The following is a 13,225-nucleotide window of genomic DNA, read 5'->3' as shown; positions in this document are numbered from 1 at the left end:
GAGTCTTGTTGTGCTAATCATTGAAACCCTGCCGCTGCTGCGCCAGCACATCCGCCGGGCGCGTCAGGAAGGTAAACGCATCGCGCTGGTCCCCACCATGGGCAACCTGCACGACGGCCACATGAAGCTGGTCGATGAAGCGCGCGCGCGTGCGGACATCGTGGTCGTCAGCATCTTCGTTAACCCGATGCAGTTTGACCGCGCTGACGACCTGGCCCGCTACCCGCGCACGCTGCAGGAAGATTGTGAAAAGCTGAAAAAGCGCCACGCGGACATCGTCTTCGCCCCCGCACCGGCGGACGTTTACCCGCAGGGCACCGGCGAGGCAACCTACGTGGACGTGCCGGGGATTTCAACCATGCTGGAAGGCGCGAGCCGTCCGGGCCACTTCCGCGGCGTATCCACCATCGTCAGCAAGCTGTTCAACCTGGTGCAGCCGGACATCGCCTGCTTCGGCGAAAAAGATTTCCAGCAGCTGGCACTGATCCGCAAGATGGTGGCCGACATGGGCTATGACATCGAAATCGTCGGCGTGCCGATCGTGCGCGCGAAGGACGGCCTGGCGCTAAGCTCGCGCAACGGCTATCTGACCGCGGACCAGCGCAAGCTTGCGCCGGGCCTGAGCAAGGTCATGAACGAGATGGCGGAGCAGCTTCTGGCAAAAGCGCTGGCGGCAGAAGAGATTATCGCCCTCGCCGAACAGGCGCTGAACGAGAAAGGCTTCCGCGCGGACGATATCCAGATCCGCGATGCCGACACGCTGCTCGAACTGACGGAAGCCAGCAGGCGCGCGGTGATCCTCGTCGCGGCATGGCTTGGCCAGGCGCGTCTTATCGACAACAAAGTGGTTGAGCTGGCGTAGTGCTATCACCCTCCCCTCCTGCAGGAGGGGTTAACGTATAATGAAAGGTAAACGTAATGATTCGCAAAATGCTGCAAGGTAAGCTTCACCGTGTAAAAGTGACTCAGGCAGACCTGCACTATGAAGGCTCCTGCGCGATCGACCAGGATTTTCTCGACGCGGCGGGCATTCTGGAAAACGAAGCCATTGATATCTGGAACGTGAACAACGGCAAGCGTTTCTCCACCTACGCGATTGCCGCCGAGCGCGGGTCTAAAATCATCTCCGTCAACGGCGCCGCCGCGCACTGCGCCGACGTGGGCGATATCGTTATCATCGCCAGCTTCGTGATGATGTCTGACGAAGAAGCGCGCCGCTGGCAGCCAAAAGTGGCTTACTTCGAAGGCGACAACGAAATGAAACGTACCGCGAAGGCGATTCCGGTTCAGGTTGCCTGATCATTACCCCTGCGGCTGGTTGCTAATCAGCCGCGACATCGTCTCCAGCGAATCCGTTCTGAGAATATACAGGCGCTTCAATAAGAACGGATTATCCCCCGGCTTTACCTTTCCTTTTACCGTGGTCACCGCCAGGTGGAATCCCGCGTCATTTGCCGCTTTTATCGCTTTATTATCGTAGCCGCCAAACGGGTAGGAGAGATACAGCACGCGCGGGTTAAACTGCCCCAGCGCCCGGCGCGAGCGCTCAAAATCAAACAGAATGACGTGCTCGCTGCGGCTCAATAATATGGGGTGCCGGTAGGCGTCAACGCGGTGCAGAAAGTGCGTATGGGACTGAATATCAAAGACGTCCTGAATGCCCTTAATTTCCTGTACGCTCATAAACTGCAGCGATTTCGGGTCCCACTTTTGAGGATGCCGTTTAATGCGCGACGAGATGATAAACGCCGTCGCGTTAAAGCCATACTCTTTGAGAATCGGATAGGCGTAGCGGCTTACCGACTTCAGCCCGTCATCGAAGGTGATCGCGACGGACCTCGCGGGCAGGTTGATTTTGTTACGCACGTATCCTTCCAGCTGGTACATCGTCAGCGTGGTGTATCCCCGATCGCGCAGCCAGGTCATCTGGTTGCTGAACGCGCGCACGCTGGTGGTGGTGGAGGTATGCCGGAAGCGGGTATTTTCTTCATCGCGCAGAATGTGGTGATAGGTCAGCACCGGAATGCCGCTATCTTCCTGCGCGTCCAGGCTGCTTATCCACGCCAGGCGGTTGCCGATGCGTATTTGAAACCAGGTCTGGTTTAGCCTGTCTTTGAGCTTGTTCAAAATGGGGTAGCGCAGGTTTTCGCTGAGCGTGCCGAACGGGGCGCTGCCGCTGCTCGGCGCGTTATAGACCGGCGTGTCTTTCCAGGTGATCAGGTTTTGGTTGCTGAGCGGCTTATTCAAATCCCCCAGGCTGTCCGCCACGCGCTGTTTTCCCTGAACCGGCTCCAGATGCTCTTTATCGATGAAGCCCGTGCCGAAACCGAAGCGAAATTCATAATAGTCCGCCGCCGCAGGAACAACCGCCAGGATCTGCCCCGCCCGCACGTTCCCCACGTTAATGACGTCGTTGCCCACCTGCGCCCATATCGCCGCGTCTTCGGTGGTTTGCATATACTGCGCAGGCAGGCTTTGCTGACTTAACAGGCTGGCAGAACAGATGCCGGAAACGAAAATGAACAGCAGGAGAGTTAAGCGCGTCAACATGGAATTATTATCGGTACGAAAAAACTGACGCCATTGTAACAAAAGCGCCATCAATACCAACGTCTAATTCTTATACAGGTCGTGAAGCAGGACGAAGGGAGGATTTTTCTGCTGCTGATGCCACAGGCTGCTTACGCCCGCCCCGCCCTGCGCGACAATGGCGTTACGGAACGCCGCGCTGGTTAACTGCTCGCGTAGCGGATACATTTGTTCCAACAATGAATAGCTGATACCCGAAATGACTTCGCAACTGTCGTGCTTGTGGCTCATCAGTGCGGCCGAGCGATAGGGCGCGGCGCCCGTTTTATCGGTGAGAAAAATGACGCCGTCCCCAGAATCAGTTTCGTGCAGGGCATCGCACATCATGCGGCTCAGCATATTGGTGCTTAACCCGCGCCAGTAATTCACCGCGCGGCATTGCGCCAGCGGACCAAACCTGGCTTCAAGCCCGATCAACATGTCCTGCGCGTCTTCATCGTGGCAGGTAATAACCCATCCCAGCATAACTCTCTCCTTAGCAGGCAAGCAGTTTAGCGAAGTGAAGGTTAGTTTACGGTGATAACTATCAAAGAAAAGCGCCCGGCAGGCAAACTGCCGGGCGAGAGGTTAGCTGCGCAGGCCGCGGCCGCGCTGGATCAGATACCAGCAAAGTAGATAGAAGGCGATGATAAAGACCGCCAGTACGGCGACCGTGGTGAACAGCGGCACGTCGGTAATGCCGAGGAAGCCGAAGCGGAAGCCGCTGATCATGTAGACGATTGGGTTCAAATGCGACAGCGCCTGCCAGAACGGCGGCAGCAGCGTCAGCGAATAGAACACCCCGCCGAGGTAGGTCAGCGGCGTCAGCACGAAGGTTGGGATCAGGCTAATGTCGTCAAAGGTTTTCGCAAACACGGCGTTCAGCAGGCCGGCCAGCGAGAACAGGATCGCCGTCATTACCAGCGTCAGCGCCACGAAGAGCCACGAATGCACCTGGAACGGCACGAAGAACAGCGAAATTGCCGTCACCAGAATGCCGACGCACAGGCCGCGGGCCACGCCGCCGCCCACGTAGCCCGCGATGATCACGTGCGTGGGCACCGGTGCCACCAGCAGCTCTTCAATATTGCGCTGGAACTTGGCGCTGAAGAACGACGACGCCACGTTGGCGTAGGCGTTGGTGATCACCGCCATCATGATCAGGCCCGGCACGATAAACTGCATATAGGTGAAGCCGTGCATTTCACCAATGCGCGAGCCGATCAGGTTGCCGAAAATGATGAAGTACAGCGTCATGGTAATGACGGGCGGCACCAGGGTTTGTACCCAGATGCGCATAAAGCGGTTAATTTCTTTCGCCCAGATGCTTTTCAGCGCGATCCAGTAAAGATGCGTCATGCCTTGTCTCCTTGTTTGTCCTGCACCAGAGAGACAAACAGCTCTTCCAGTCGGTTCGCTTTGTTACGCATGCTCAGGACCTGAATCCCCTGCGCGCTCAGCTGCGAGAACACGCTGTTAATCCCCTGCTCGCGCAGTACCTCAACTTCCAGCGTTGAGGTATCCACCAGGCGATACTGATACCCTTCCAGCTTTGGCAGCGCGCTTTTCGCCGCGAGATCGAGAATAAAGGTTTCTGATTTCAGCTTGGAGAGCAGATTCTTCATCGAGGTGTTTTCCACCAGCTCGCCGTGCTGAATAATCCCAATGTTCCGGCAGAGCATTTCCGCCTCTTCCAGATAGTGGGTGGTAAGGATGATGGTGGTGCCTTTGTCGTTAAGATCCTTCAGGAAGCCCCACATGGAGCGGCGAAGCTCAATATCCACCCCGGCGGTTGGTTCATCAAGGATCAGCAGCTTAGGCTCATGCATCAGCGCGCGGGCGATCATCAGGCGGCGCTTCATCCCGCCGGACAGCATCCGCGCGCGCTCGTTGCGCTTTTCCCACAGATCGAGCTGCTTCAGGTACTTTTCGCTGCGCTCAACCGCGTCTTTGTGCTCAACGCCGTAGTAGCCCGCCTGCTGAACGACGATTTGCTGTACCGTCTCGAACGGGTTGAAGTTGAACTCCTGCGGCACCAGCCCCAGCTGGCGCTTGGCGTTAACCACGTCTTTTTCCAGGTCGTAACCAAACACGCTCACCCGGCCAGAGGTCTTGTTCACCAGCGAGCTGATAATCCCGATCGTCGTGGATTTACCGGCCCCGTTCGGCCCCAGAAGCGCATAAAAGTCGCCGGCCTCTACTTTGAGGTCTATCCCGCGCAGCGCCTGAACGCCGCCCGGATAGGTTTTTTTTAGCTGCTCAAGCTCTAGTGCAATCGCCATGAATTAAACTTACCTATAGTTCTGACACACGTTGTGTGGTTTCATTAAAAGTCGAGTTACCCTATATTAGCGCAACGCTATCACTCGGTTACAGGCCGTTAACCTCCATGAACGACATAGATACACTCATCAGCAACAATGCACTATGGTCAAAAATGCTGGTAGAAGAAGATCCCGGTTTTTTTGAAAAATTGTCGCAGGTGCAAAAGCCACGCTTTCTGTGGATTGGATGTTCGGATAGTCGAGTACCGGCCGAGCGCTTAACCGGCCTGGAGCCGGGCGAGCTGTTTGTCCATCGTAACGTGGCTAATCTGGTGATCCATACCGATCTCAACTGCCTGTCGGTAGTACAGTATGCCGTTGATGTGCTGGAAGTTGAACACATAATCATTTGCGGCCACTACGGCTGCGGCGGCGTACAGGCGGCGGTGGAAAACCCGGAGCTGGGGCTGATTGACAACTGGCTGCTGCACATTCGCGATATCTGGTTTCAACATAGCTCACTGCTGGGCGAAATGCCGCAGGAGCGCCGCCTTGATACCCTGTGCGAGCTGAACGTGATGGAGCAGGTGTATAACCTCGGGCATTCCACCATCATGCAGTCGGCGTGGAAGCGCGGGCAAAAAGTGTCGGTTCACGGCTGGGCCTACGGTATCCACGACGGCCTGCTGCGCGATCTGGACGTCAGCGCGACCAACCGCGAAACGCTGGAGCAGCGCTACCGTTCGGGAATTGCGAACCTAAAGCTTAAGCATACTAACCATAAATAAAGCCGGAGATTTTCTCCCTCTCCCAGAGGGAGTCGAGACAGTCCGGCGCGATGTGGTTTTCTCCCTCTCCCGTGGGAGAGGGCCGGGGCGAGGGCATCAGCCCGCCATTACTCGTCCAGCAAGACCACTTTCCCCACGTAAGGCAGATGGCGATAGCGCTGCGCGTAGTCAATGCCGTAGCCCACCACGAACTCGTCCGGGATAGAGAAACCAACGAACTCGACAGGCACCTGCACTTCGCGGCGCTCGGGCTTATCCAGCAGCGTACAGATCGCCAGGGATTTCGGCTCGCGCAGGCTCAGGATCTCGCGCACCTTAGAGAGCGTGTTGCCGGAGTCGATGATGTCTTCAACGATCAACACATCTTTGCCGCGAATATCTTCATCCAGGTCTTTCAGGATTTTCACATCACGGGTCGTGGACATGCCGCTGCCGTAGCTGGAGGCGGTCATAAAATCGACCTCATGGGGCACCTGCACCTCACGGCACAGGTCGGCCATGAACATGAATGAGCCACGCAATAGACCCACCAGCACCATTTCGCTGCCGCTGTCCTTGTAATGTTCGGTGATTTGACGACCCAGTTCGGCGATACGCGCTTTGATCTCGGCTTCCGGGATCATCACTTCAACAGTATGTTTCATATTACTAACCATATGATTTTAAAGAAAATCCATCAATGCAGTTGATTATTCGTCCAGCATCGATTCGCAAGCGGGCCATTATAACAGCAAATGGATAAGCCTGGCGTATGAGTTATAAAAGCAAATATTGTGATTCCGATCACAGTTGTTAATACCTATAATTAATTGCTAGCAAATAATTAACAAAACTGACGAGTACACTTTCTATGGCTGAATCTAAAACAAAACAGCCGCGTCTACTGGTGAACTTAACAGCGCTATTTGCCGCCTTCTGCGGCTTATACCTGTTAATCGGTGGCGTATGGCTTGTCGCTATTGGCGGCTCCTGGTACTACCCGATTGCGGGTCTGGTTATGCTCGGCGTAACCGTCCTGCTCTGGCGTAGCAAACAATCTGCACTGTGGCTTTACGCTGCTCTGCTCCTCGCAACCATGATCTGGGGCGTCTGGGAGGTCGGTTTCGACTTCTGGGCACTGACGCCGCGCAGCGACATTCTGGTCTTCTTTGGCATCTGGCTTATTCTGCCGTTCGTCTGGCGTCGCCTGATTGTGCCATCCAGCGGCGCGGTCGCCGGCCTGGTGGTTGCCCTGCTGATTACCGGCGGCATCCTGACCTGGGCCGGGTTTAACGACCCGCAGGAGATCAGCGGCACGCTGAATACGCAGGCCACGCCTGCTGAGGCTATTTCGCAGGTTGCTGACGGCGACTGGCCGGCCTACGGTCGTAACCAGGAAGGCCAACGCTATTCCCCGCTGAAGCAGATCAACGCGGATAACGTGAAAAACCTGAAGGAAGCCTGGGTGTTCCGCACCGGTGACCTGAAGATGCCGAACGATCCGGGCGAGCTGACCAACGAAGTGACGCCGATTAAGGTCGGCAACATGCTTTACCTGTGTACCGCCCACCAGCGCCTGTTCGCGCTCGACGCGGCCACCGGTAAAGAGAAATGGCACTTCGATCCGCAGCTGAACTCGAATCCTTCGTTCCAGCACGTGACCTGCCGCGGCGTCTCCTACCACGAAGCCCGCGCCGAGAATGCGAGCCCGGAAGTGGTTGCCGACTGCCCGCGCCGCATCATGCTGCCGGTTAACGATGGTCGTCTGTTCGCCATCAACGCCGAAACGGGCAAGCTGTGCGAAACCTTCGCCAACAAAGGCATCCTGAATCTGCAGACCAATATGCCGGACACCACGCCGGGTCTGTATGAGCCAACCTCTCCCCCCATCATCACCGATAAAACGATCGTGATTGCCGGTTCGGTAACGGATAACTTCTCTACCCGCGAAACCTCCGGCGTGATCCGCGGCTTCGACGTGAACACCGGTAAGCTGCTGTGGGCCTTCGATCCGGGCGCGAAAGATCCAAACGCGATCCCGTCGGATGAACACACCTTCACCTTCAACTCGCCGAACTCGTGGGCGCCTGCCGCGTATGACGCGAAGCTGGACCTGGTCTACCTGCCTATGGGCGTCACTACGCCGGATATCTGGGGTGGTAACCGCACGCCGGAGCAGGAGCGCTACGCGAGCGCCATCGTGGCGCTGAACGCGACCACCGGCAAGCTGGCGTGGAGCTACCAGACCGTTCACCACGATCTGTGGGATATGGATATGCCGTCCCAGCCGACGCTGGCGGACATTACCGTTAACGGCAAAACCGTGCCGGTGATTTACGCCCCGGCGAAAACCGGCAACATCTTCGTGCTGGATCGCAGCAACGGCAAGCTGGTTGTGCCTGCGCCGGAAAAACCGGTTCCGCAGGGCGCGGCGAAGGGCGACTACGTCTCTAAAACGCAGCCGTTCTCTGACCTGAGCTTCCGTCCGAAGAAAGACCTGAGCGGGGCAGACATGTGGGGCGCCACGATGTTTGACCAGCTGGTGTGCCGCGTGATGTTCCATCAGCTGCGCTATGAAGGCATCTTCACACCACCTTCTGAGCAGGGCACGCTGGTCTTCCCGGGTAACCTGGGAATGTTCGAGTGGGGCGGGATCTCCGTCGACCCGAACCGTCAGGTCGCGATTGCTAACCCAATGGCGCTGCCGTTCGTTTCCCGCCTGATCCCTCGCGGGCCGGGCAACCCAATGGAGCAGCCGAAAGACGCCAAGGGCAGCGGTACCGAAGCCGGCATTCAGCCGCAGTACGGCGTGCCGTATGGCGTAACGCTGAACCCGTTCCTGTCTCCGTTTGGTCTGCCGTGTAAACAGCCTGCCTGGGGGTATATCTCCGGCCTGGATCTGAAAACCAACCAGATCGTGTGGAAAAAACGTATTGGTACCCCGCAGGACAGCATGCCGTTCCCGATGCCGGTTCCGGTGCCGTTCAATATGGGTATGCCGATGCTGGGTGGCCCAATCTCTACCGCCGGTAACGTGCTGTTCATCGCGGCAACCGCAGATAACTACCTGCGCGCGTACAACATGACCAACGGTGAGAAGCTGTGGCAAGGCCGCCTGCCAGCGGGTGGACAGGCAACGCCGATGACCTATGAAGTGAATGGCAAGCAGTACGTTGTCATCTCTGCGGGCGGTCACGGTTCGTTTGGCACGAAGATGGGCGACTATATCGTCGCGTATGCGCTGCCTGACGACGCAAAATAAATGCAAAACGGCAACGAAAGTTGCCGTTTTTAGTATCTGTTCCCTCTCCCCATGGGGAGAGGGTTAGGGTGAGGACATCAGGCCGCACCTGCTTTAAACAGTGAACCCCAGCATCATCCCCGTATCCTCATGCTCAAGCAGATGGCAGTGGGCCATATAGGCAAACTCCTTCGGCGCGTCGTGGTCGAACTTCACCAGCACTTCGCTGACGCCGCCCTCTACCCTTACCGTATCTTTCCAGCCCCGGCGATGCGCCGCAGGCGCGCTGCCGTTTTCGGACAGGATGCGGAACTGCGTGCCGTGAATGTGGAACGGATGCAACATCATGTCGCCTTCGCCGGAAATCACCCAGCGCTCATACTTGCCCTTTTCGGCGGCAAACATCGGCGTGTTCATGTCGAACGCTTTGCCGTTGATCGTATTGGCGTTATGGAAATCAAATCCGTGGCCGCCGTGATTCATGTTTCCCATGCCGCCCATTTTCCCGTGATCCATATTCATATGGCCCGTCATTTCGCCGTGCTGCATACCGGCCATCGCCTGATTGCCGTATTTCTTCATCAGCGCCTGCATGCCCATCATGTCGAGCATCGGGTCCATTGCGAGCTGCAGCTTGCGCTGGGTTAACCCTTCAAGAGAAGGCAGCGCCGGGAGCGTAGCCAGCGCGTCCGGCAGCACGCCGGAGGCGGTGACCTGCAGCGGCTGGATGCGCAGCACCGGATGCGGCTTATCAAACGGCGCAACGGCCATCCCCATCTGGCTCACCGGCAGCGTAATGAGGTCAAACGCCTTGCCGTCGCTGATGTCCACCAGCACCTCAAAGCGCTCGCCCATCAGCATCGGCAGCTCGCTCACCTTAACCGGCTCGGGCAGCAGGCCGCCGTCGCTTGCCACCACGTAAAGCGGGCGCTGATCGCTGGCGGCAAAATTCAGCGACCGGGCGTTACAGCCGTTAAGCAAACGCAGGCGCAGCCAGCCCTTCGGCGCGGCGTGCTGCGGGTAGATCGCGCCGTTGGTCAGCAGCGTATCGCCAAACCAGCCTACCGCCGCGCTCATTACGTCCAGCTGATAGTCAATCTGCCCGTCCGCGTTGAATTTTTTGTCCTGCACGATAACGGGCACATCGTCGATGCCCCACTGTTTCGGCAGGCGAAGCTGGCGGCTCTCATCATCCTCAATCAGCACCAGACCGGCCAGCCCCATCGCCACCTGATGGCCCGTTTTGCCGTGCTGATGCGGGTGGAACCAGCAGGTTGCCGCGCGCTGGTCAGGGGTAAAGGTGACGGAGCGCTTGCCGCCGGGCTTAATCACGCCCTGCGGCCCGCCGTCGACCTCGCCCGGCACTTCCAGGCCGTGCCAGTGCAGGGTGGTCTCATCAGCAAGGGTGTTGTGAATGTCAACGGTGACCGCCTTCCCCTTACGCAGCTGGAGCGCAGGGCCGAGCAAATTGCCGTTATAACCCCACGTTGTTGCGGCGTGCTGACCGAACGTGGTTTTACCGGCCTGCACCACAAGCTGAATGCGGCTGCGGGCGTCTGCGGCGAGTAATTCAGGAATGGGTAAAGCCGGTCTGTCGGCGGCAAAAACGGCGCGGCTCCAGAGTGGTAACGCGCTGGCAACCCCCAGCGCGGCAGAATATTTCAAAAAATCACGACGTTGCATGTGCATTTCCTTATTTCCACCAGGCGATCTTTTGAGCATAAACCCTCCCCTTACCGGAAGGTCAAGCGCGGCGGCGATAATAAAGATCGTCGGCCTGGCATCAAGTGTGCTAACGTTAATTTTCCGTGATGCAGTGGTAAAGGTAATGAAGACGTTTTTCAGAACAATTTTGTTCGGTAGCCTGATGGCGATGTGTGCGAACAGTTACGCGCTAAGTGAAAACGAAGCGGAAGATATGGCCGATCTGACGGCAGTTTTTGTTTTTCTGAAGAACGATTGTGGTTACCAGAATTTGCCCAATGGGCAAATTCGTCGCGCACTGGTCTTTTTTGCCCAGCAGAACCAATGGGACCTCAGCAACTACGACAGCTTCGACATGAAGGCGCTCGGTGAAGACAGCTACCGCGATTTAAGCGGTATTGGCATTCCCACTGCTAAAAAATGCAAAGCGCTGGCTCGCGATTCACTCAGCCTGCTCGCCTACGTGAAGTAACCTTCCCGACGCCCCTTGTTGACCCGCTAACCGCTTCACGGCGGTTTTGTGTTGCGCCCATCTGCCGGATGTAATGGATGTTAACGAAGGAGGTGCTCCCCATGACCGATAAAACGGTATGGCAAGAAACGCTGCATGACCAGTTTGGTCAGTATTTTGCCGTGGATAACGTGCTTTATCATGAGAAAACCGATCATCAGGATTTGATCATCTTCGAGAACGCCGCCTTTGGCCGCGTGATGGCGCTGGACGGCGTGGTGCAAACCACCGAGCGCGATGAGTTTATCTATCACGAAATGATGACCCACGTGCCGCTGCTGGCGCACGGCCACGCGAAGCGCGTCCTCATCATCGGCGGCGGCGACGGCGCGATGCTGCGCGAAGTTTCTCGCCATCGCACCGTAGAATCGATCACCATGGTGGAAATCGATGCGGGCGTTGTGTCGTTCTGCCGTCAGTATCTGCCTAACCATAACGCGGGTAGCTACGACGATCCGCGCTTTAACCTGGTTATCGACGACGGCGTCAATTTTGTTAACCAGACGACGCAAACGTTTGACGTGATTATCTCCGACTGTACCGACCCTATCGGCCCTGGCGCATCGCTGTTTACCTCCGCCTTTTACGAAGGCTGCAAACGCTGCCTGAACCCGGGCGGCATCTTCGTTGCGCAAAACGGCGTCTGCTTCCTGCAGCAGGATGAGGCCCTCGACAGCCACCGCAAGCTGAGCACCTATTTTAGCGACGTCAGCTTCTATCAGGCGGCCATTCCGACCTACTACGGCGGGATCATGACCTTTGCCTGGGCGACGGACAATGACGTGCTGCGTCATCTCTCCGCCGAAATCATTCAGGCCCGCTTCCACAAGGCCGGGCTCACGTGCCGCTACTACAACCCTGCAATCCATACCGCCGCGTTTGCCTTACCGCAGTATCTGCAAGACGCACTGTCCTCCGAGGGGGTGAACTAATTGAAAAAGCTTAAACTGCATGGCTTTAACAACCTGACCAAAAGCCTGAGTTTTTGTATTTACGATATCTGCTACGTTAAAACCGCAGAAGAGCGCGATGGCTACATCGCCTATATCGATGAACTCTACAACGCCAACCGTCTGACCGAAATTTTGTCAGAGACCTGCTCCATTATCGGCGCGAACATCCTGAACATCGCGCGTCAGGACTACGAGCCGCAGGGCGCAAGCGTGACCATTCTGGTGAGCGAAGAGCCCGTCGACCCGACGCTTATTGACAAGACCGAGCACCCGGGCCCGCTGCCGGAAGCGGTGGTGGCCCATCTCGATAAAAGCCACATCTGCGTACATACCTACCCTGAAAGCCACCCAGAGGGCGGCCTGTGCACCTTCCGCGCGGATATTGAAGTGTCGACCTGCGGGGTGATTTCACCGCTGAATGCGCTGAACTACCTTATCCACCAGCTGGAGTCCGACATTGTCACCGTTGACTATCGCGTGCGCGGTTTTACCCGCGATATCAACGGCATGAAGCATTTCATCGATCATGAGATTAATTCCATCCAGAACTTTATGTCAGAGGATATGAAGTCCCTGTACGACATGATGGACGTGAACGTGTATCAGGAAAATATCTTCCATACCAAGATGCTGCTGAAAGAGTTCGATCTGAAGCACTACATGTTCCACACCAGGCCGGAAGACCTGAGCGAAGAAGAGCGCGAGGCGATTACCAGCCTGCTCTGGAAAGAGATGCGCGAAATCTACTACGGCCGCAATATTCCGGCCGTGTAAAGCGCGCGGGAGCAAGGACGCTCCGACGTGTTACTTCTGTTTCATGAAATCGCGATACGCAGCCACTACCTGCAAAAAGTCCTCAACGCCGCACAGCGACAGGCTCTCTTCGTCGTAGTAGCTCATCCCCTCTTCCATTTCGTCCCCTGAAAACTCAAGCTGGTTGGCGCGTACCATCACCTCTTCGCCGTCCATCCACAGGGTGTATTCGTGCCCGGCTCGCTGCCAGGAGCGCTCGCTGCCTTTTACCGTCAGCGCCGCCTGCTCCACCTCATCCAGCAGCGCGAGGTTCTCTTTCACCTCTTCGTTAAACCAGTGCCCAACGGCTTCGTGGCCCATCGACATACGCACCTTCACCACGCCGGTGATGTCGCGCAGAAATTCGTAATCCATAGTATTTTCCTCTGCAAAGCCAATAGGGTAATTATCGCAGCAGCGAGGAA

The 13,225-nt window shown here is 56.9% G+C and carries 14 protein-coding genes; 7 read left to right on the top strand and 7 right to left on the bottom strand.

Annotated elements, in window-relative coordinates:
- The first annotated feature begins 10 nt into the window (after positions 1-10).
- Positions 11-862, top strand: a complete 852-nt coding sequence (gene panC / locus DBY73_RS19750; RefSeq protein WP_112012797.1) for a pantoate--beta-alanine ligase — start codon at positions 11-13, stop codon at positions 860-862.
- Between the two features lie 56 nt (positions 863-918).
- Entirely contained in the window at positions 919-1,299 is a 381-nt protein-coding gene (gene panD, locus DBY73_RS19745) for an aspartate 1-decarboxylase (protein ID WP_003856284.1), read from the top strand.
- Positions 1,300-1,302: 3 nt separating this feature from the next.
- Here the strand turns inward: panD and DBY73_RS19740 are convergent, their stop codons facing one another.
- The 4 genes from DBY73_RS19740 to DBY73_RS19725 all read right to left on the bottom strand — a co-directional run bounded on the left by DBY73_RS19740 (position 1,303) and on the right by DBY73_RS19725 (position 4,850).
- Positions 1,303-2,550, bottom strand: coding sequence for a polysaccharide deacetylase family protein (locus tag DBY73_RS19740; RefSeq protein ID WP_112012896.1), 1,248 nt, complete (start codon positions 2,548-2,550; stop codon positions 1,303-1,305).
- 63 nt (positions 2,551-2,613) lie between these two features.
- Complete coding sequence (locus DBY73_RS19735; RefSeq protein WP_112012795.1) at positions 2,614-3,054, bottom strand: PTS sugar transporter subunit IIA; 441 nt, start codon at positions 3,052-3,054, stop codon at positions 2,614-2,616.
- Positions 3,055-3,156: 102 nt separating this feature from the next.
- Positions 3,157-3,927, bottom strand: a complete 771-nt coding sequence (locus DBY73_RS19730) for an ABC transporter permease (RefSeq protein ID WP_112012793.1) — start codon at positions 3,925-3,927, stop codon at positions 3,157-3,159.
- Positions 3,924-4,850, bottom strand: coding sequence for an ABC transporter ATP-binding protein (locus tag DBY73_RS19725; RefSeq protein ID WP_112012791.1), 927 nt, complete (start codon positions 4,848-4,850; stop codon positions 3,924-3,926). The genes DBY73_RS19730 and DBY73_RS19725 overlap by 4 nt, the downstream gene beginning before the upstream one ends.
- A 107-nt stretch (positions 4,851-4,957) precedes the next feature.
- Here DBY73_RS19725 and can point away from each other — a divergent pair, with 107 nt between their 5' ends.
- The gene (gene can, locus DBY73_RS19720) at positions 4,958-5,620 is read left to right on the top strand and encodes a carbonate dehydratase (RefSeq protein WP_112012789.1); all 663 of its coding nucleotides are present in this window, start codon (positions 4,958-4,960) and stop codon (positions 5,618-5,620) included.
- Between the two features lie 107 nt (positions 5,621-5,727).
- Here can and hpt read toward each other — a convergent pair whose 3' ends face one another.
- Positions 5,728-6,264: a hypoxanthine phosphoribosyltransferase gene (gene hpt / locus DBY73_RS19715; RefSeq protein WP_032644976.1), complete on the bottom strand. Its 537-nt coding sequence runs from the start codon at positions 6,262-6,264 to the stop codon at positions 5,728-5,730.
- A 206-nt stretch (positions 6,265-6,470) separates the two neighbouring features.
- Between hpt and DBY73_RS19710 the strand changes: the two genes are divergently transcribed.
- Positions 6,471-8,861, top strand: a complete 2,391-nt coding sequence (locus DBY73_RS19710) for a glucose/quinate/shikimate family membrane-bound PQQ-dependent dehydrogenase (RefSeq protein WP_112012787.1) — start codon at positions 6,471-6,473, stop codon at positions 8,859-8,861.
- Positions 8,862-8,954: 93 nt separating this feature from the next.
- On the opposite strand, the gene cueO is transcribed toward DBY73_RS19710, so the two are convergent.
- Positions 8,955-10,523, bottom strand: coding sequence for a multicopper oxidase CueO (gene cueO / locus DBY73_RS19705; RefSeq protein ID WP_112012785.1), 1,569 nt, complete (start codon positions 10,521-10,523; stop codon positions 8,955-8,957).
- A 145-nt stretch (positions 10,524-10,668) separates the two neighbouring features.
- Here cueO and DBY73_RS19700 point away from each other — a divergent pair, with 145 nt between their 5' ends.
- From DBY73_RS19700 to speD, 3 genes are all read left to right on the top strand, one after another.
- Positions 10,669-11,016, top strand: coding sequence for a YacC family pilotin-like protein (locus tag DBY73_RS19700; protein ID WP_014882582.1), 348 nt, complete (start codon positions 10,669-10,671; stop codon positions 11,014-11,016).
- A 101-nt stretch (positions 11,017-11,117) separates the two neighbouring features.
- Positions 11,118-11,987, top strand: coding sequence for a polyamine aminopropyltransferase (gene speE, locus DBY73_RS19695; RefSeq protein WP_112012783.1), 870 nt, complete (start codon positions 11,118-11,120; stop codon positions 11,985-11,987).
- Positions 11,988-12,782: an adenosylmethionine decarboxylase gene (speD, locus tag DBY73_RS19690; RefSeq protein WP_112012781.1), complete on the top strand. Its 795-nt coding sequence runs from the start codon at positions 11,988-11,990 to the stop codon at positions 12,780-12,782.
- A 30-nt stretch (positions 12,783-12,812) separates the two neighbouring features.
- On the opposite strand, the gene yacL is transcribed toward speD, so the two are convergent.
- Positions 12,813-13,175 (bottom strand): protein YacL, encoded by a 363-nt coding sequence (gene yacL, locus DBY73_RS19685; RefSeq protein ID WP_112012780.1) that lies wholly within the window; start codon positions 13,173-13,175, stop codon positions 12,813-12,815.
- Positions 13,176-13,225: the final 50 nt, after the last annotated feature.

Origin of the sequence: Enterobacter sp. RIT418, from assembly GCF_003057745.1 — a bacterium.
Lineage (GTDB): Bacteria > Pseudomonadota > Gammaproteobacteria > Enterobacterales > Enterobacteriaceae > Enterobacter.
Note: the sequence above shows the minus strand (reverse complement) of the source record. Positions and strands in the feature narration are given on the sequence as shown.